Source organism: Pedobacter aquae, assembly GCF_008195825.1.
Lineage (GTDB): Bacteria > Bacteroidota > Bacteroidia > Sphingobacteriales > Sphingobacteriaceae > Pseudopedobacter > Pseudopedobacter aquae.
Map to the genome: position 1 here is coordinate 2,600,403 of NZ_CP043329.1, position 20,886 is coordinate 2,621,288.

The window sequence follows — 20,886 nt, forward strand, 5'->3', positions numbered from 1 at the left end:
TTATTGAATAGTGAACCTTAAATTAATGCCAAAGTTACTAAAGGCTGTGTTAAATGTTTGCGATGTATAAGGCTGCGTAATATTAGAATCATAAAAGACTCTTAAATTAAAGCGCTGGTTTAATACATAATCTATACTCGGCCTAAAGGTGATGTTTTTAGACCCTCCAGAAATCTCGGCATCTTCTACATCTGCTCTGAAAATTACGGTTTTATTATCTCTTATAGCTACATCTAGCTTGAAGTTTAAATCGTTTTTAAGATTTACACTTTTAAACAAGCCAAAAGGGAATCTGAAATTTGCTGTTCTATATCCAAAACCAAATACAAAAGCTTGGTCTTTTTGTTGTGCCAACTGGCTATTTGCTAAAGCAAAACTTAAAGAACGAGATTTTCTATATTCGATATTGATAGTCATGCTGTTTTTTAAACGCATATCTATCCCTAATAAAGGCACAAACTGCTCAAACAAAGTAACCTGTGAGAATTGATAAAAAGGTAAAAAATTATTTTGCTGATCTCTAGAATTTGCAAAACCATTAAGTTCTGAATATCTGATTAAAGAGTTAAAAGCGTTAACGTTATAAGTAGAGTTATAACCATGTGTTACATCAAATGAAGAGAACCACTGACTTATGAAAGGTAGCTTTGCTAAACCATTATAAGTCATACGCCAGTTAGGAACCGGTATTTTCTTGAAGCTATTTAAACTGATACTACCTGCATCTTTATTTAGATAAGCAGCTAATAAAGCTGGTATCACTACATCCTGTGAGCTTTTGTTATACCCATCGGCAAAGTTATCGGTGCCTAAGCCACCGCTATTAGGATTTTGTGTTCCTAACCTTCTTGATATAATTTCTCGGTTAACTAAAAACTGTTGGAAGACAGCCGAATTTCTATCGCTATTTTTTTCTTTAAAGGCGCTTCCTAAAGAGATAATAGAAATGCTATAATCGCCTGAAGTTATAGGCCTTAAACTTTCGAAACCATTAGTTTCTGCATCAAACCTAAAATTGGTTGAGAAATTTCTACTCTGATTTTTGAAGACGGTTAACTCTAACCTAAAATCTTTAAAAGGTTCTAGCGTTCCTCTTAGGTTAAGTTTTTCGTTTAAATTCTTTACAAATAGTTGGTTTAGCAAGGTGTCTCTGGTTAACCAACCATTTTGTAAGGCAGTGCCTCTTATATCTTCTTGCGAGCCTAAAACAAAACCTACGCCTGGTGCATTGGCAGAAAAATCCATACCAAAGGCATTGGTTTCTGGTAGATAGCCAGGCAAGAATGTGCCATCGTTACGGATATATGAACCGCTTATATTTTTGATAGAGAAGAGAACATCAAATAAAGCTTTGCTCAATCTGCTAGCTTCGCTATTAGCGCTATTCATTTTACGGTAAAAGCCAAATTTATTATACAGTAAATTGAAATTTAAAGTAGGATTTAACTGAACCGTACGAGAGTTTTGTATGGTATTACCAAAGTTAATGTCAGGGTCGTTAATACTGATTAAAGGCTCTGTCATCCAGCTAAACTGGGTTTGATAACGGGTTATAACGTTCACAAATTCTAAACCCGGTATTTTGTTAATAGGCACTGTATAGCTTAAGCTTACGGTATGGTTATAATCTGTTGTTCTGCCCAGATTTCTAAAATTATTCCAAACTGTATCTCTTTTTAAGCCTGTTATTCTTCCTTCTGGCTCATCTACCAAAGAAAGATTGGTAGCATTAAAATCTAACTTTAATGTTTTGGTTAAATCCCAACTGATGCCATACAACCTGCTGATGTTAAAATTCTTATTGAAAGTAGTTTGTATAGGAATGGCATTGTTAGGATCGTTATCTCGGAGTGTATTTTCTGAGTATAAACGGTTTACTTCTATCCTGAAATTTAAAACAGAAGGCAATAAGTTAAAGTTGAAGTCTTTTAATAAAGCTAAATTATTGCTTTTGATAAGTTTGCTAAACGGTGTGATAAAAGTTGCTTGGTTATTATAATTATAAGCTAAAGAGCCTCGGTAATTTTTTTGTAGAGAACTTTGGTTGATAAAATCACGATGATCATACTCGTTAAAAGCATAAGTAAGACTTAAGTTTTCTATATCCCAGATTCTGCTTTTAGCATCGGGGTTGGTTTTAATTTTTCTAACATTGGTAAAATTGATACCGCGTCTTAAAGTATAATCTTGTGCATAATTTAAGATAGAATCTCTTGTTCCACGAGGTAATAAATCCATGATATTCTTCAACTCTAAATCAGGGTTTCTTGGATCAAACTGTGGTGTACTTAGCTGACTAGAGTAATTAAAGTACATTGGTATTTTGATACCCGTTCTATCTGGGAAGAATTTCCCTAACTCAAAACTTGTTGATAAATCAAAGAATTGATCATCAGAACGGTTTATCTCGCTTACGCGTTTTTCTAAAGAGGCAAAACCTATGGTGCTTCTATTTCCAGAGACGGTTACATCGCCAAAATCGGCTAGTTTAGCATTCATTCTGGCAGTTGCAGCCCAACCACCACGCTCATCAAAATCGGTTAATCTTAACTCGTTGAACCAAATTTCTACGTTTTTATCTAAGCCATCATCTGGTCTGCCATCATTTTTGTTTAAAGGATTTCTTACCCCTAACATAATTACCCGCAGTTTACTTAAATCTGGTTGCCCTTTAATGGTTACTTTATTTTCCCCATCAGAAAAAGAATAAGGAATATTAAAAGGCCAAGGCGAGCCATTTCTAGTAGCATTGTTTCTGGCAATTTTTGCTTGTTGTAAAAGTCTGAACTCTAGATCTAACCTGTTTGCTGCTGGCCATATAGCTTCTGGGTCTCTAGAGCCCGCTGTAGTAATCTTCATAGGTATTTCATACTCATAAAAATTATCCTGATTATCGGTACCTAACCTTATAAAAGCATGAATATCACCATCCCTTAAAGGTGCTGCCATCACATCGCTCTCCGCATGGATAAACATTTGTAACTTTTTGTATGCCCTTACATCGTTAACAGTTGTTTTGAAGGCGGCTCTAGAATACCCGTCTCTTAAATTTTTTACTACTACAGAAAGTGATTGCTCGTTTTGACGAGTATCACCTCTAAAGTTTGAGAAATCTCTTTCCCTTACTATACCCGGCGGGGTAACATAAGGAATAGGCGTTCTTGTACCGTTTTCTTCTATGTTTACCGTAGATACATCCAAGGTAGAATTATCTAAGCCTACATTTCCTAAAGCGGGGTCAGCTATAACTTTATCTGGTTGTGCTTCTGCGTTAAACCTTCTCCACTCGCCCCTAACCAATTGTAGCCTTGCAAAACGTAATACGGTAGTATCAGCAAAATCTGTTAAATACATTCGCATAAAGCGGATAGATTTAAAATCTTGAATACCGCCAACCCTGTCTCTAAACTGTGCTACCGGAACTCTAAATTGATACCAAGTAACGTTTTCTGTTGTTCCATCAGCCAATCTTACGGCTGCAACTACACGGTCTGCAATAAAATTTTGCCCTACTACTAAATCTTGTGGTCTGATGCTTACTTTATACTCAAAATACTCATCCGCTTTGGTTGTGCTATTATCGCGGTTAACATCCTCACCGTCTGGTAAAGGTGTAGAAGCAGAGTTTTCTATCCCTAAAGCATCTTGTGATTGTTGAGAGGTTTTAGAGTTACCTTCTGTACCATTAAAGTTTTCGTACCTTTTTAAGATACCTGCATTAGCTTGGTCTAAAGCCGGACCACGGTAATACATATAATCATCTGAAGATGGATCTGCATTGTAAAAACTAGCTGCTTGCGAGTTTAGTTGCGCTGTAATCTGGTTAATTTGTGTTTGAAATTTAGCCTGTTCTGCAACATTATTTAATCCATCTATACCGATATCTTGTATTTGGCGAGCATTAGGATCATTATCAAAGGCTTGTATAACGGGTTGTAATTTGGGTACTCTTCCCCAAACTGTTTCGTCGGTTTTTGTTGGGTCATTATCTGGTGCAATACCGTTTTCTAAGCTTCTACGCCCATCTTTTAAAATATCTTCTGAGATGTTTCCAATATTTAAATACAAATCTCCACCTTGAGAACCTGGCTTATAAATAAAGGGGTCTAAAACCCAAAACTCTATAAATTCTATATTTAGGGCTTCAAAATCATTGGTTTCTACTCTCCTAAACATCCCGCCCCAGCGTTGTCTCGGGTTAGTTAATGTTCCATCAGGATTTAAACCTGTTGCTGTAAAATTGTAGGGACCACGTAGTGAAGGATAGTAAGCAACGTTAAAAGTTGGCAAAGTAAGTAAAGTACCTGTGGCCACTTGCCTGAATGGGAAAACTTCGGTTTCTAAAACTTCTCTAACATAGTGGTTAGATAACTCGGTACGGTTACCCGCTATGTTTGGGGGCGTTAAATTACTTCTGTTGTAAAAAATAGGGTCTATGGTGAAATAAGAAAGTTTTGCTCTATTAAACCCGTAAGATAAATCATTAGTTAATTGAGATTCTGGGAAGCGTTGCGGTGTACCGGATATTTGCCAATTTACCGGACTTTTTAAGTCTATGATAGATCTGCTTCCTTCAAAATCATCTATATAACTTGCGCCGCCTTCGCTACCAGCAAAATCTAAAGCTTTTGGATGCCCGGGGTCAAATTTTGCAAACTCGCCACTAAAAGTAAAACTAGACTCTTCTTTGGTTGATAAAAATGGAATTCTATCTACCAGTTTTGTTAAAAATCTGCTAGATGTATTGTAATTAACATCAAAACCATACATGGTATTAGAGATAGATTCTTCGCCAAAATTAACTTTTTGTGTTAAAGGCGTTTCCTTCAAATTCATGATGGTAGCCCCGAGGTTTAGTTTTTCGTTGGCTTTATAATCAAACCGGGTTCCAAATAAAGAGCGTTGTTGAATACCAAATAATTCGTTACTTTCTAATTTTATTTTGATGGGTTGCCCCGAGTTTAATAAAGCCTGATTAAGAATTCTTACCCTTCCAATATTATAATCAACCGTATAATCTGCCCCTTCTGTTAAGCGTAAAGTTCCGGCCGTTACCGTAACCGAGCCTTCTGGCACATTGATGGCATTTAACTGAAATTCTGAACTTACTTGAGATTGATAAGTTCCTTTAATGATATACCTGTTTAAAGCTGGGAAAAACTGTTGTGCTAATGCTTTGGTAGAATCGTAAAGAGGTTGGTAAACATATTTACTAATTAGCGCTTGCTCTGTTGTTTCATCAAACTGAGCTCTTAAATCTTTACCAAAAGGCTCTATCACAGGGAATATTATTTTTCCGTTTAGGGGATCTATGGTTTGACCTTCTAGAAAATCAAAGAAACCATCTGGCTGTCTGGCATTTTGTTGATTTAACCTATCAACACCCGTAACTTGTAACCACAACTTGCTAGCTAAAGGCCGATTATTATCATCTAGTTTAGCCCCTTCTGTTATTAAGGGCTTTTCTATACCGCTTTCATCCAAACGGAAAATATTCAACCTAAAATCGTTTCTACTGATTTGGTAAGCACCCAAAGCATAGATATTTTTCATCATTAAATCCCAAATGGGCAAATTGGTTTTAATGGTTTCGTTCTTTAAAAGCTTGGCATAAAGTACTTCAGGATTCTCTGGTGCCACCGGTCTATCTGTAGAAAACTCGCCCACCTGAAATTCTTCGCCATTTACGGTATAACGATAAGCTACGGCTAAAACTTCATCAGCGTTAAGCGCATTATTTAAAGAAATATAACCCAAAAGTGGGTTTAAAGTAAACTCTCTTTCGGTAAGTTTTCTAGCATAAGTTAATTTATTGTAATTATCTGTACGACCAGAGCCTTGAAAAAAAGCGTCAATATCATTAGCGTTGGTTAACCTCGCATTAGCCGGAATTCTTTGCAATAAATTGTTTGATTGCGGCTGCGGGAAGTTCTGATCTGTAAAAGCTGATGGAAACCTATTACCGCCGCCAGTAAATTGGGTGGTGTTGTAAGGTGTATTTTCTCCTAAATCTAGAAATGCTAATATATCTCTAGAATCTGTAGTGCTGTTGCTTCTGTTTGTTATCCAAACTTCTACACGGGTAATATTGATGCTTGAAGTTATCACAGGAAGCCTAGCCATGGCGTTGTTAAAATTATCTCTAAAATATTGCGCTAAGAAATAGTGCTTATTGGCTTCGTAATTATCTGAAGATATCCGAAACTCGTTTTGTTGAGAACCATTAGTAATGGTGATTTCCTTGGCCTGAGATTTTTGTTGAGAGTATAAGCTGGTTACACCTAAGCGCCCAAATTGTAGCTGTGTTTTTACCCCAAATAAGGCTTGGCTACCCGATATTAAGGTTGTATTTAGCGGAAAATTAACCATACCAGCCTCAAGCTTTTGTATGATTTCGTCTTTCTTGCCTGTATATTCTAGTTTAAGCTGATTTTCAAAATCAAATTGAGCTTCGGTATTATAATTGGTGGTTATTTTTAACTTTTCACCAATATTACCAATCAAATTCATTTGAATTCTTTGGTCGAAATCAAAATTTCCTTGTTTTCTCTGTCTTTCGTTAAATAAAGGATTTTCATTTTTATTAATTCTTCCAGAGAAAGTTAAATCAGCCGTACCGCGTGGTTGAATATTGATGGTATTACCTCCAAATATTCTTTCAAAAGATTTACTTTTTACAGTTACAGATGGCATGAAGCCATTACTTTCATCGGGGATACCTGTAACAACCAAATTGTTCCAGTATTGTTGCTGTATTCTTTGCTGTTCTAGTTTCTGATACTCGCTAAAAGATAAAAATTGTGGCGCTTTATAGTCTCTATCGCCTATTTTTTCTTTAATGATATATTTTTTGGTAAGCGGGTCATACACTACAGTACGTTTAATATTTTCCGGATTTTTGAGAAAAATCCCCCCACCCCCACCAAAAACAGGCGTAGTACGCGTGTCTTTAACCGGATATTTAATCTTCAAAGAATCATTACTAGTGTTATTTTGTGCTACAGCAGTACTAGCAATGAATAAATAAGCAACAATAATTAATAACCTGTTTAACAAACAGGAAAAATTAATTTTCAAACGTATTATGGTTTAGGATTAGCAATTAAAGGTTTTTTAAAGCAATTTTTATAATCTCCTCTACAGAAAGTGCTTTTTCAGAGTTTTTTAATGCAAAATCTACTGCCTTTTCTGCGCTGTTTTTAACAAAACCCAACATCACTAAAGCACTTAACGCTTCTTCTTTTGCAGTATTGTTTAACGGTGCAGAAATTAATGTACCAGTACCATCTTTTTTCAGTTTATCCTGAAGTTCAATGATTAAGCGCTGAGCAGATTTTGGCCCAATACCTTTTATGCGTTTTATTTGATCAACATCTCCTTTGATAATGGCATCTTCTATTTCTTGCGGAGAGATGGAAGAAAGCATCATTCTTCCTGTATTTGGCCCAATACCGTTTACCGATATCAAATGCAGGAATAATCTCTTTTCGCCTTCTTCTATAAACCCATAAAGTGTATGTGCGTCTTCTTTTACATGAAGCCAAACATACATCTTACATCTTTCTTCATCTTTTAATAAAGTGTAGGTATGTAAAGAAATGTGGAGTTGGTAACCAACTCCACCAGCTTCAAGAATAACATAAGTAGGACATTTAAATGTTAACCTACCATCAATATAAGCGTACATGAATACTTAATTTATTGCTCATGAAATATTATTTTTTCTTAGAAACCTTTATGGCAGCTTTATCCTGTGCATCAACAACGGCTATAGTTACCATATTTACTATTTCTCTTACTGAACTACCCAATTGTAATACATGAACTGGCTTATTCATGCCTAACAATATTGGGCCTACGGCTTCTGCACCGCCTAATTCTTGTAAAAGTTTATAAGCAATATTTCCGGATTCTAAGTTAGGAAAAACCAACGTATTTGCCGGCCCATCTTTAAGTTTAGAGAAAGAAAAATTATCTTTCATCAACTCAGGGTTTAAAGCAAAGTTAGCCTGCACCTCTCCGTCTACAACAATATCTGGAAATTGGTTGTGTAAAATCCTGACTGCTTCTCTTGTTTTTTGAGAAACTTCACCATCATTAGATCCATAATTAGAGTAGGATAATAAAGCTATTCGTGGTGATATATTGAATTGTTGAACAGACCTGTTTACCAATAAAGTTATATCTACCAGTTCTTGTGCAGTAGGAGCTAAATTGATAGTGGTATCGGCAAAGAAAACTGGACCTCTTTTGGTCAACATCATGTACATACCAGCTACTTTATTAACTCCAGACTCTGTACCAATAATTTGTAAAGCTGGTTTTACGGTGGTTCCATAATCTCTGGTTAAACCAGAAATTAAAGCATCGGCATTACCAAACTCTACCATAGATGCGCCAAAGTAATTTCTGTCTCTCATCAATTTTCTGGCTTGATAAAGCGTTATCCCTCTTCTTTGGCGCTTACTGTATAAGAACTGGGCAAATTTCTCGCTCAATTCTATTTCTTCAAGCGGGTCTATTACCTCTACACCCTCTAATTCTAAATCATTATCAGCAATAATTTTATTGATGATGGATTTATTACCAAGTAAAATTGGGATGGCTATACCATCATCCTTTACAATTTGTGCCGCTTTTAAGATTTTATAATTATCAGCCTCAGCAAAAACTACTCTTTGCGGGTTAGATTTAGCTTTGTTTGATAACGCTCTAACAATGGCATCATCCATTCCTAAACGCTTTTTCAATTCCTCAGCGTAAGCGTCCCAATCTTTTATGGTTGTACCTGCCACACCAGATGCTATAGCTGCTTTGGCAACCGCAGGTGCTACTGTGGTAATTAATCTAAAATCTATAGGTTTTGGGATGATATAATCTTTCCCGAATTTAAGATTTGTAGTGTTATAAGCTAAATTAACAGCCTCAGGAACAGACTCTTTTGCTAATTCAGCAATAGCTTTAACAGCTGCAATCTTCATCTCTTCATTAATGCTTCTAGCTCTTACATCTAAAGCACCTCTAAAAATATAAGGGAAACCCAAAACGTTATTTACTTGGTTAGGATAATCAGAACGGCCGGTGGCCATGATGATATCTTTGCGGGTTTTTACTGCAAGTTCATAAGCAATCTCAGGATTTGGATTAGCCATAGCAAAAACAATAGGATTAGGCGCCATTGTTTTCAGAACCTCAGCACTTAAAATATCAGCAGAAGATAAGCCAATAAATACATCTGCATTTTTTACAGCATCTGCCAGGGTAGCAATATCTCTTTTGGTTGCAAATTCTGCTTTTGTGCCATCTAAATCTGGTCTATCTGCTCTAATAACACCAGTTCTATCTAGCATTACAATGTTTTCTTTTTGCGCACCTAAAGAAACATACAGTCTGGTACAAGAAATAGCCGCAGCACCAGCCCCGTTTATAACAATCTTAACATCTTTGATTTTCTTTTTTTGAAGTTCGCAAGCGTTAAGTAAAGCTGCCGCAGAGATGATAGCTGTACCATGCTGGTCGTCATGCATCACAGGAATGTTCATTTCCTCTTTTAAGCGACGCTCAATCTCAAAGCATTCTGGTGCTTTAATATCTTCTAAGTTTATACCTCCAAACGTTGGCTCTAGTGCTTTAACAACATTCACAAATTCATCTACAGTTTTGGTGTTCAGCTCTAAATCAAAAACATCAATATCTGCAAAGATTTTAAACAAAATACCTTTACCCTCCATTACAGGCTTTCCGGCTTCAGGGCCAATATCGCCTAAACCTAATACTGCTGTACCATTACTTATAACGGCAACTAAATTGCCTTTGGCAGTATATTTATAAACATCTTCCGGATTAGCCGCTATCTTTAAACAAGGTTCTGCAACACCTGGCGAGTATGCTAATGTTAAATCTCTTTGTGAATTGGTTGGTTTTGTTGGGACAACTTGAATTTTCCCCGGTCTGCCTTGTGAATGATAATCCAAAGCATCCTGCTTTCTGGTAGTCTTACTCATTTCCTCTGTAATAAAAATTCTCTCTAATTGTAAGATTAATTGATTTATATGCTCCCTCTTTATAATGCCATAATTTTAAGCACCATCCCTACGGAAAGGCTCGCATTTTGGAGGTTATTTAATGTTTGTATGCTGCTAACTGTTGCCCCGTTAAATTTCTTTGCAATAGCGGTTAAGGTATCGCCAAGTTTAACGGTATAGGTTAAATATTGTGGTTTAGGTTTTTCTTCGTTTACTTTGGTGATGATAATTTTTTGCCCTGGCACAAGGGTGAAACTTTTTAAATTGTTCCAAACTTTAAGGTCTTGAGCTTCTAAACGATACTTATTAGCAATACTAGCTAAAGTTTCTCCTTTTGCTACAAGATGATAACCTTGCGACTGTGAGGCTGGCATAATAACAGGATTTTCTGCTAATTCTGCAAGAGGTTTATCATTGTTCAAGATATCATATAAAGAAGCATAAGTTTTAAAACTCACTTTAGGGATGATTAATCTTTTAGGCTTATCTTCACTTCCGTTGATGATATTTCGCTTATAAGCCGGGTTTAAAATCTGTAAATCTTTCTCCTCCATATCTAAAACCGCAGCTAAGTCATCAATACCAACAAATTTATTTACATAAATAGAGTCTATATTAATTTTAGCATCAGCGTCAGGTATTTTAATATCCTTATAGGTATGATAATAATTCATGAGGTAAGTTACCGCAATAAATTTAGGGACATAATTTTGCGTTTCTACAGGCAAATAAGGTTGAATTTCCCAATAATTTCTTACTCCGCCAGCGCTTTGTATAGCTCTTTTAACGCAACCTGTACCACAATTATAAGCGGCTAAAGTAAGCAGCCAATCTCCCAACTCTTTATAAGCATCTTTTAAATAATTTGCAGCAGCATAGCTAGAGCTGATAGGGTCTTTACGCTCATCTAAATAGCTATCTATGGTTAAACCATAACCCTTTCCGGTGATGTAGGTAAATTGCCACAAACCCGTAGCGCCAGACCGCGATACAGCATGCGGATCTAAAGAAGATTCTATGATAGGTAAAAACTTAAACTCTTCTGGTATTTGTTTTATTTTTAGCGCTTTTTCAAAAATTGGAAAATAATAGTTCCCTAAACTTAGCATCTTGGAAACCATAAACTTTCTCTGTCCAAGAAAAATATCAATATAAGTTTGTACTTGCTGATTATAGTCTAATGGAATTGGCGTTTTTATAGAATCTAGCCGATACTTATATAACAAATTAGCATTATATTTTAACAGCTCTAGTTGTAGAGGTAATTGGGTAGGTACAAAGCTAGAATCAGTTCTTACCAGATTTCTAATGGTTCTAGATTCTTTGGGGCTTAATAATGTTCTGCTGGTATCGGTTTTAATTAAATTCTGAGATTTAACCTGTGCTATTTGCAAAAATAATATACACAGGATAAGACTTTTTATGCTTCTCATTCTTTAAAATTTTCCGGCTACGGCCAATTAATTAAATAGGGTTAGCCACAAAATAATTATTTTTTGTCTAGTTCAGAATAATATTTTGAAAAAGACAGCAAATCTGCCTCGCCAAAGCGCTTACCAATAATTTGCATGCCTAAAGGTAAACCATCTTTATTGATGCCTGATGGTAAAGAAATTGCAGGTAGTCCGGCTAAAGACGCTCCTACGGTAAAAATATCTGCTAAGTACATCACTACAGGGTCTGTAGGTTGCTCGCCTATATTAAAAGCAGGAGTTGGTGTTGTTGGAGTTAAAATAAAATCGTAATCTTCTAAAATATGTTCGGTTTTTTCTTTGATAAGCCTGCGTATTTTTTGAGCTCTTGAATAATAAGCATCATAATAACCAGCACTTAAAACAAAAGTGCCTAACATAATTCTTCTTTTCACCTCATCTCCAAAACCTTCAGACCTAGAGAATTTATAAGTGCTAATTAAATCTGTTGATGAATCACTTCTGTAACCGAAATGTACACCATCATATCTAGCCAAATTAGAAGAAGCTTCTGCCGTTGTTAAGATGTAATAAGTTGCAACAACATAATCTAAATATTCGAAAGAAACAGGTTCAACAGTATGACCTTGGCTACGTAATAGTTGAATTTGAGCTTCTATGTTTTGCTTAATCTCTGGATCTAAACCTTCTGAGTGTAAAGTTTCCTCGATATAAGCTATTTTTCTTTTTGATGAATTGCTTAAAAGGGTAGAGTATGCAGGTACAGGCTCTATGGCAGAAGTACTATCGTAATTGTCTTTTCCGGCAATTACTTCTAACAATAAAGCCGCATCTTCAACAGAGCGGGTTATAGGCCCTACTTGATCAAAAGATGAAGCATAAGCTACAATACCATATCTTGACACTCTGGCATAAGTAGGTTTTAACCCAACTACACCACAAAAAGCTGCTGGCTGTCTAATAGAGCCTCCGGTATCTGAACCTAACGAAGCCAAACATAAATGAGCTTGTACTGCTACGGCAGAACCACCCGATGAACCACCAGAAACTTTTGTGGTATCAGCAAAATTCTTAACGGGGCCAAAGTAAGAAGTTTCATTAGAAGCACCCATGGCAAACTCATCGCAATTTAAGCGCCCAATAATAATGGCGTCTTCTGCTAAAACACGTTCTACAACCGTTGAAGAATAGATAGCAACATAACCATCTAATATTTTAGATGATGCAGATAAGCGATGTCCTTTATAAGAGATATTATCTTTTAAACCGATAACCATACCCGCTAACTTGCCTGCTGTACCGTTATCAATCTTTTTTTGTATCTCTTTAGCTTGCGCTAGCGCTTCTTCTCCAAAAACTTCTAAATAAGCATTTAGATCAGCCAATTGCTGAATGCGGTCTAAATAAAAAGTAACCAAATCTTCCAGCTTTAATACGCCAGAGCGTATATCAGCCTGTATATCTTCTAATTTAGAATAGTTGTAAGTAGTTTCTGCTAGCATCATTTAAAACAAAACCCTGGATCTTTTGAGTGTAAGAATGGTTCAAAAGATTCAAGGTTACAAGAATCATAAATAATTTGGATATTAAGAAAATTATTGTGGCTTTTCTTCCTTTTTCTCAACTCCGTTTTGTCCGTCTTTGAATTCTTTAACACCTTTCCCTAAGCCTCTCATCAATTCTGGAATTTTTTTACCTCCAAATAATAGTAACAAGGCTACTATTATAAGTATAATTTCTGGTGCACCTAGACCCATTTTCTTTATATTTTAATTGTGATTAATTACGGTTTAATTGTTTGTTCTGTTTCTACTGAAGTAACTCCCTCTTCAGGTTGTTGGGTAGAAGGTCTTTGAGCCGCAGCTTCATCTCTTCTTAACTCTTCTTCAGCAGTTAATGTATTGATATTTCTGTGAATTTCTCTTTTAACGCCATCAGAAGCATCTTTAAACTCTCTTATTCCTTTTCCTAAACCTCTGGCAAGCTCTGGCAATTTTTTACCTCCAAATAAAAGTAATGCCACAAAAACTATCAACATAATTTCTGGAGTACCCAAATTTAAGAATAATAAAACTCCGTAGTACATGCTTTATTTTTAATAGTTCAAACGCAAATATAAAAAATTTATTCTTTAACGCCTTTTCTTAATGATGTTAATTAGCCAACCAAAGCGATGGATTTTGTGCTTGCATGCCCTTCCAAAGTTCGAAATGAATTTCAGAAACCCCCTCTTCATCTGCGCCAACAGTGCCTATGCTTTGTTTGGTACTCACCTTCTCGCCCGCACTAACACTTATGGTTTTTAAATTTTGATATACGGTAAAAAACTCTCCATGTCTAATCATCACTACACCTTTACCTGCAATTTCTAATACCCTTGCAACTGTACCACCAAAAACCGCTCTTACAGAGGCATTTGCTCCTGTCCGTATATTCCAGCCATTATTTTCTGATGTTACGTTTCCTACAACATTTCTTTTACCGTAACCATCGGTAATAACACCATTGCTTACAGGCCATGGTAAACGGCCTCTATTACTTACAAAATCTGCTGATAACTTTGCTGCCTCTGGTGTTGCTGATAAAATAGACCCGCTACTTGATTTTGCAACTGGCGCCTCTTTACCTTCTGCTTTGGCTTTTGCGGCCGCGGCTCTGGCTTCATCTTCTGCTTTCTTTTTAGCAATTGCAATCTCTCTCTGGATAGCCTCTCTAATTGCTCTATCTAATTTAGCTGCATCTCTTTGTTTTTGAGCTAAGTTTTGTTTTAACTTTTTCTCTTGAGAGGTTAATGTCTTCACCACCTTAGCTTGGTTGGCCTGCTCATTGCCCAACTTGTTTTTTTCTTTCTGTTGGTCTGTTAAGAGGTGATCTTTTTCTTGCTTATTCTTATTTAGAACAGCAATTTTTCCTCTTAAATTATTTTGAGTTTCCTCGATATAATTGGCCTGCTTGATACGATACTCGCTAAACTGCTGCAAGTATTTCATCCTTTTATAAGCCTGGTTAAAATCATTTGCTGCAAAAATATACATCAACTTACTATATGCGCCTTGGTTTTTTTGGGCAAATCTTATCATGGCAGCATAATCTACTTTAAGCTGTTTTAACTGAGATTGAAGCGATTTAACTGTATTAAGATTTTCATTGATTTGCCCGTCTAGTAATCTCACCTCAGAATTTATGGTTCTGATTTTCTCTTCACGTAATCTTATCTGCGCTCTTAAAGCATTTAATTGTTGTAGAGTAACTTTCTTACTAGAAGCTGTCTTTTTAAGCGTATTATTAATCATCTCAATATCTTTATTGAGCTGTGCTTTCCTACGCTCTAACTCTGCTCTGGTTTGGGCAAATAATTGGTTACTGCCAATGGCCAGCAAAAAGAATATGATAAGGGCTTTAAAGTACTTCATTTTCGCAAAGGTATCTAAAAAATTATTCTATCAAGGTGTATCTTTTAGGAATATTAAAGGGATAATCTTGTTGTACCTGAACCTGTACAGTTTGATAGTTAAGATTTAAACTCACTTTTTGATTTTCTATACTAGAACTTAAACTTATTTGGTAAGGAAAATCTTTCCCTGATAAAGGTCTATAATCTTGATAAGAAGCTTCTAATTTTTGTTCTGCCAAAGTATCTTTTAGCTCTAGCTTTAATAATTGTAAAACTTCATTAAACTGATGCTTAAAATGTAGATTCTCATAATTACCTGCTAAGTAAAAAAGCTTATTTTCTTCTGTAATTTTTGAACTTCCATTCACTAGCGCAAAGGGTAAGGTATTACCTATAAATAAAGCTTCTAATTCTTGATAAGAAATAGCAGAACTGGTATAACGATGAATAAAGTTAAAAGGCTTCAATACATATTCGCTATTGAGGCGATTGATTAATTTAACGCTATCTGGTGTTACATATAAACGAGCCACTTCTACCCCAGCAAATGCCGTTACCGATAACCAAATGATTTGTCCTTTTTTTATCCTGAGATTGAGGTTTAAATCCTGATTTTTACCCGCTATATCAATACTAGCTTTTGCTTTGGCAGCTAAAGTTTCGAAAGAAAATCCTTTCTTTTTGATATCAGATAAACTAAACTTCACCTTCTTTTCTACCGCAACTGTACCCGTATTTGAAACTATTCTTTTTGTACTGCAAGCTGTTGTAAAAAACAAAGCTATTAGCATTAAGAAAATGTTATTCAAAATATTTGCCTTCATTAATCTTCTTTTGTAATAATATACTTTTCTCTCCTAATTGAAGCGCTTTTTTCCAATGTTCTAAAGCCCCGGCCTTATCTCCTAAGTGGAAAATAATATCTCCATAATGCTCTACAATGGTGGCGCTTTGGTTATCGCTTGCTTTTAAAGCTTTTTCTATCCAATCTTTAGCCTCTTTGTACTTCTTTTGCCTAAACAATATCCAAGCGTAAGTATCTAAAAAGAAGAATTGTCTTTTTCTAACTGGTTAGAACGATAAGACATACGCTCGGCTTTTTCAAGATTCTCATCTCTTAACGATAAATAATAAGCATAATTGTTGAGCGCATATACATTATCGGGCTCTAAAGCTAATGCTTTTTCATAAGCTGCAACAGATTCTTTAAATTTCTTTAAACTTTGATAAGCATCGCCTAAGCTACTGTAAACCTGTACTTTTAAAGCATTATTAAGCTCGTAATTAAGTGCCGCATTTAAATAATTTACAGCCTTTTCACTTTGTTTTAACTGATTATAAGCTAAAGCCGTATAAACGTATAAAACAGCCTGATTGGGAAATAATGTTAATGCTTCCTCCCCATCTTTAACCACACCTGCCATATCATTAAGGGCAAGCTTTATCCTAATCAGTTGATCCCAAACCACATAAATTTGCTTGTTTAAAATTACCGCCTGCTGGTAAGCTAGTTTAGCTTTATCTAACTCGTTCTTTTGATACAAAACATCGCCATAAACCGCAAAAGCTTTAGCTTCATTGCTATGTATTTCTGTTAAAGTTCTAGATAAAGTTTCGGCATACCTAACTGCTCTTAACTCTTGAAAAGCAGAAAAATAACTGATGATAATCTTTATCTTTTGGTCTATATCTAATTCTTGATGCGAAAAAGCAACTCTTAACTCGTTAAAAGCTTCTTCATTTTTACCTATCGAGTTGTAAATATCAGCCAAAGCTAGATTGATATAAGCATTCTCTGGAGCTAAAACTTTTGCTTTTTTATACACCTCAAGCGCTTTATCTTTTTGTCTGTTATTAAAATATAAATCTCCTAGATAAATATAATTAACAACCTCTTCTGGGTTTTCATCAATTAGCTTTTGCAAATGAGTAGTAGCACCTTTAAAATCTCCCTTACTAACAAAAATGCTTTGTTTGCCTTTAATAATTTCAGGATTTGAGCCGTATTGTTGTTCTAAAGCATCATAAATAGCTAAGGCCTCATCGTTTTTCTTTAAAATCATCAAGGTGTTAGCCTTATCTAGTTGATATTCTATTTTATCAGGAGCTGTTTTTACCAATTCTGTTAAGGCGTAATGGAGCAACTGATAATCCTTAAGTTCCTGATAAATATTGGAAGAAAGTAACCAGTACCACTCGTTTTGTGTTTCTACGGTGATAGCCTTTTGAATGAAATTTTTGGCTTGTTCAAAATCTTTGGCTCTGAAATAAATTTGAGCCAATTCATAAGCAGAAAAATGATGTAAAGGATCTATATCTAAAGCTCTTTTAAAAAAATCTGCTGCTAAACTGTAATTATCAGAAACTTTCTCTTTAAGACCAGAAAAATATAGGTTTTCTACCAAGCTGCTATCCTGCTGAGACAGCTGCTTACCGCTTAGAACGATAAATTCTTGCTGTTTATTCTTGTTTTTTTGAGCATAACTCAACAGCCCTGCAAAGGTTAAAGCTAAAATTAAGATATGCTTCTTATTCATCATTTATTTTACTCCTGTATGCCCATAACCACCGGCACCTCTTTCTGTTTCGCTTAGTACATCAACTTCAACCCATTCTGCCTGCTCATGTGCCGCTATAACCATTTGTGCTATTCTATCGCCATGGTTAATGACAAAATCTTCGGTAGAAAGGTTTATAAGTAATATTTTAATTTCTCCTCTATAATCGGCATCAATAGTACCCGGACTATTGACAATAGAGATACCAGATTTATATGCTAAACCACTTCTGGGTCTTATTTGCGCTTCATAACCCATAGGTAACTCTATAAACAAACCTGTTGAGATAAGCTTTCTTTCTAAAGGTTTTAATGATTCTGGGCTTTCTAAATTTGCTCTTAAATCTAAACCTGCTGAAGCTACAGTTTCATAATGAGGTAAAGGGTTATTAGATTTATTGATGATGTTAATCTTCATATTTTAAAAATGCGTTTTAGAGTATCTTTCTCTGTATAAACAATGATGGAAGTGAAAAGTAATAATAAAATATTACCAGCTATGATATTTCGCTTAAATAATACAAAAGAAGCAAAAACAAATAGCACAGCTAAACCAATATACATCATATCCTTCCTCAATTTATAAGGTATTGGATAATGTTTTTGCCCCCATATATAAGACAAAATCATCATTAACATATACACCGTTAAAGATATACATGCCGATGCCATATATCCCCATAAGGGAATAAATATAAGATTAAGGATAATGGTACAAACTGCCCCAATACCAGATATGTATAAACCATATTTTGTTTGGTCTGATAGTTTATACCATACCGATAAGTTCATGTATATCCCTAAACTTAAATACCCTAATAATAAAACAGGCACAACATTTAAGCCTACCCAATAAGCCTCGCCAATAAAATATTTAAGTAATTCTATATTGGCCACCAAACCTACAAAGATGATACTTAGCGCTATGATAAAATAACTCATGATAGTTGCATAAGTTTCTTTAGCATTGCTATTTTTTGCATGGTTAAAGAAAAAAGGCTCGGCACCAAGCCTAAAAGCATTGATGAAGATGCTTAAGAAAATAGCCAATTTACTACAAGCGCCATAAATACCTACTTGCTCTTCGCTAATAGCGGCTGGCAATAATTGACCTAAGAAAATTTTATCTAAATTCTCATTAATAATAAAAGAAAGGTTGGCTATAAGAATAGGAAAACTGTAGGTAAACATATCTAAAACCAACTTCTTATCGGGATTAAATTTTAGTTTTAGCAGCTCTGGCAGCAATAGTAAAAGCGTTAAACCGCTGGCTATTAAGTTAGAAATAAAAACATATCCTATCCATTCTGTCTGGTAAAACTGCGATAACTCGTTTGAAAATGGCAGCCGATGATGAATGATGAAGGGAATACCAAAGATGAAAAACAAATTGAGCGAGATAAAACTTAAAATATTAACAAATTTGATGATAGCATAGCGTTTGGGCTTTCCTTCTGCCCTTACTCTGGCAAAAGGAATCACGGCTAAAGCATCTAGAAATAAAATGAAAATAAAGTATTGGATATATAGCTTATAATCTGCTAAAGAGCTTTGCTTACCTGCTTGTAGCCATTGCGCCAAAGGGTCAAGAAATAAGAAAGTTGTGCTTAGAAATAAAAGCCCTAACAACAAAACTACCAGAAATGTATTGCTATAAACTTTTTCCTTATCTCCCTCATTTTTATTGATGAACCTAAAAAAGGTGGTTTCCATACCAAAGGCCATTACTGCATTGCAAATAGATGCATAAGCGTAAAGGGTGGTGAAAATACCATAAACAGCCGGTTTGTAAACCAGGGTATAAACCGGTGTAAGAAAGAAGTTAAGGATACGAGATGCTATGGTACTTAAACCATAAATTGCAGTTTGGCCAGCAAATTTTCTTAATACAGACAAGCTTATCTTTTTAGAATCTCAAAATTAATGAAGTTTTTTAATTCTGCTTCTTTTACTTCTAAAGCGGTTACTTCTGCCTCATCAGGGCCGGTTTTGCACCATTCTAAAAAATCTTGCTCAAAAAAAGCATCAACTTCGGCTTCTATAAATACATCGCCATTAGGCAAATTCTTCACATTTCCTTTAACGCCCAGCTGGTCTGCCACGGCTTTTGTAGAGGCTCTAAAAAACACACCCTGTACTTTTCCTTTAACTGTAATTTGGAAAGCCTTCTTCATAAAATTGATAAAAACAAAAGAAACAACTATTTAAACAAAGCTAATTTGGCTGTTTACTCATGATTATCCAAATTAAATAAGCTTTTTAACAGTAGATTTTTCTGTAAGGTGGTTATTCTTGAAATTTGAGATGAGGTTTAAACCTGGTTTTTTTCCTACTGCAAGACTTCCTAGCTCTTTGTCTAAGTCTAAAAACTTTGCTCCGTTTATGGTAGCCCACTTTAATAAAGTTTCGAAAGAAAAATCTTCTCTATGCTGATGAATGATTTTCATTTCCTCTAAAATGCTTAACCCGTGGTTTGATGCTAAACTATCTGTACCTAAAGTTATAGGGTAATCGCTTTGCTTAAAGAAATCAAATGCAGGTAGTTTATGGTCGATATATAAATTTGCACCTGGACAGAAACACCAGAAAATATTTTTGGTGAACCTTCTTAACATGTAAACATCTTTTAAGCTGGTATACACATTATGTACCAATAAAATGCGTTGCATCTCTGGCAATAAAGGAACAATAGCTTGCATGGTATTTTTAGAAAGTGGCGAAAAATAATCTATATTGATACCTAAATCTTCATAAAACTTTACAAATTCACCGGTTTTGTAGCGATAGAATTTATTCTCCTCATCACTTTCTTGGTTATGCAAACTGATAGGGTTTACCTTATGCTTACAATAATTATAAAGCTTTTTTAATAATGCCTTTGATAAAGTATAAGGTGCATGAGGTGTTAAAGATACAGAAGTATCAAAAGCATTTGCTGTTGCAATAGCCTTTTCCATCACTTCATCTGCCTTTGCAGGGTCTAGCCCAACCATTTCAACAAATGTATGGTAGTGTATAGGACTTTGTGTTTTTATTTTTGCAGTAATGTCTGTATTTGAAATATCGCCAACGGCAACTATTCCATTCTTCCACATTTCTTTGTCGGCAGCCTGTATAGCTTTCTGTACATCTTTACTTTCTTTACCTCTTATAGCAATTACATCTTTAAGAAAAGCAACTAAACCATTACCCGGTTCAATTTTATCTTTAAGATGAGATAATTCTAGATGACAATGTGCATTAATGAAACCAGGAACTATAGCGCCATTAAAGTGTTCAATTTCTTTGTCCTTTTCATCAAACGAATCGTTTACGGCAAGAATTTTTCCTTCATTATCAGTTACAATTAAACCATTTTTTAATGGTTCTGACTCTAATGTAAAAATATAATCTGCTGTAAACTTCCTCATTGCAAAATTTTGGATTTATCGTTAATTATTTGAATATATATTAAATTGATAATTGAACTTGAACAAT

At 35.1% G+C, this 20,886-nt stretch carries 15 protein-coding genes; all 15 read right to left on the reverse strand.

Annotation, left to right across the window (positions count from 1 at the left end; translation table 11 throughout):
• Complete coding sequence (gene sov / locus FYC62_RS11405) at positions 1–7,077, reverse strand: T9SS outer membrane translocon Sov/SprA (protein ID WP_317131490.1); 7,077 nt, start codon at positions 7,075–7,077, stop codon at positions 1–3.
• A 25-nt stretch (positions 7,078–7,102) separates the two neighbouring features.
• Positions 7,103–7,687: a Holliday junction branch migration protein RuvA gene (gene ruvA, locus FYC62_RS11410; RefSeq protein WP_149074998.1), complete on the reverse strand. Its 585-nt coding sequence runs from the start codon at positions 7,685–7,687 to the stop codon at positions 7,103–7,105.
• A 28-nt stretch (positions 7,688–7,715) separates the two neighbouring features.
• On the reverse strand, positions 7,716–10,004 hold the full coding sequence (locus FYC62_RS11415; protein WP_149074999.1) for an NADP-dependent malic enzyme: 2,289 nt from the start codon (positions 10,002–10,004) through the stop codon (positions 7,716–7,718).
• Between the two features lie 59 nt (positions 10,005–10,063).
• A complete protein-coding gene (locus tag FYC62_RS11420) occupies positions 10,064–11,458 on the reverse strand; it encodes a LysM peptidoglycan-binding domain-containing protein (RefSeq protein WP_039448958.1) in 1,395 nt (464 codons plus the stop codon).
• A gap of 56 nt (positions 11,459–11,514) precedes the next feature.
• Positions 11,515–12,960 carry an Asp-tRNA(Asn)/Glu-tRNA(Gln) amidotransferase subunit GatA gene (gene gatA, locus FYC62_RS11425; protein ID WP_039448991.1) on the reverse strand — a complete coding sequence of 482 codons (1,446 nt, stop codon included), beginning with the start codon at positions 12,958–12,960 and terminating at the stop codon, positions 11,515–11,517.
• A gap of 93 nt (positions 12,961–13,053) precedes the next feature.
• The gene (locus FYC62_RS11430) at positions 13,054–13,215 is read right to left on the reverse strand and encodes a Sec-independent protein translocase subunit TatA/TatB (protein WP_026905154.1); all 162 of its coding nucleotides are present in this window, start codon (positions 13,213–13,215) and stop codon (positions 13,054–13,056) included.
• A gap of 26 nt (positions 13,216–13,241) precedes the next feature.
• Positions 13,242–13,544 carry a Sec-independent protein translocase subunit TatA/TatB gene (locus FYC62_RS18035; RefSeq protein ID WP_039448957.1) on the reverse strand — a complete coding sequence of 101 codons (303 nt, stop codon included), beginning with the start codon at positions 13,542–13,544 and terminating at the stop codon, positions 13,242–13,244.
• A 67-nt stretch (positions 13,545–13,611) separates the two neighbouring features.
• Complete coding sequence (locus FYC62_RS11440; RefSeq protein WP_039448956.1) at positions 13,612–14,871, reverse strand: murein hydrolase activator EnvC family protein; 1,260 nt, start codon at positions 14,869–14,871, stop codon at positions 13,612–13,614.
• A 22-nt stretch (positions 14,872–14,893) separates the two neighbouring features.
• On the reverse strand, positions 14,894–15,676 hold the full coding sequence (locus FYC62_RS11445; RefSeq protein ID WP_149075000.1) for a DUF4292 domain-containing protein: 783 nt from the start codon (positions 15,674–15,676) through the stop codon (positions 14,894–14,896).
• Positions 15,654–15,875, reverse strand: coding sequence for a tetratricopeptide repeat protein (locus tag FYC62_RS11450; protein ID WP_168199433.1), 222 nt, complete (start codon positions 15,873–15,875; stop codon positions 15,654–15,656). The genes FYC62_RS11445 and FYC62_RS11450 overlap by 23 nt, the downstream gene beginning before the upstream one ends.
• Positions 15,876–15,892: 17 nt before the next feature.
• Positions 15,893–17,389 carry a tetratricopeptide repeat protein gene (locus tag FYC62_RS11455; RefSeq protein ID WP_168199434.1) on the reverse strand — a complete coding sequence of 499 codons (1,497 nt, stop codon included), beginning with the start codon at positions 17,387–17,389 and terminating at the stop codon, positions 15,893–15,895.
• Positions 17,390–17,392: 3 nt separating this feature from the next.
• Positions 17,393–17,827, reverse strand: a complete 435-nt coding sequence (gene dut, locus FYC62_RS11460) for a dUTP diphosphatase (protein ID WP_149075003.1) — start codon at positions 17,825–17,827, stop codon at positions 17,393–17,395.
• Positions 17,824–19,305: an oligosaccharide flippase family protein gene (locus FYC62_RS11465; RefSeq protein ID WP_149075004.1), complete on the reverse strand. Its 1,482-nt coding sequence runs from the start codon at positions 19,303–19,305 to the stop codon at positions 17,824–17,826. Before FYC62_RS11465 ends, dut begins: the two co-directional genes overlap by 4 nt.
• A gap of 2 nt (positions 19,306–19,307) precedes the next feature.
• A complete protein-coding gene (locus FYC62_RS11470; protein WP_149075005.1) occupies positions 19,308–19,583 on the reverse strand; it encodes an acylphosphatase in 276 nt (91 codons plus the stop codon).
• 72 nt (positions 19,584–19,655) lie between these two features.
• Complete coding sequence (locus tag FYC62_RS11475; protein WP_149075006.1) at positions 19,656–20,819, reverse strand: amidohydrolase family protein; 1,164 nt, start codon at positions 20,817–20,819, stop codon at positions 19,656–19,658.
• Positions 20,820–20,886: the final 67 nt, after the last annotated feature.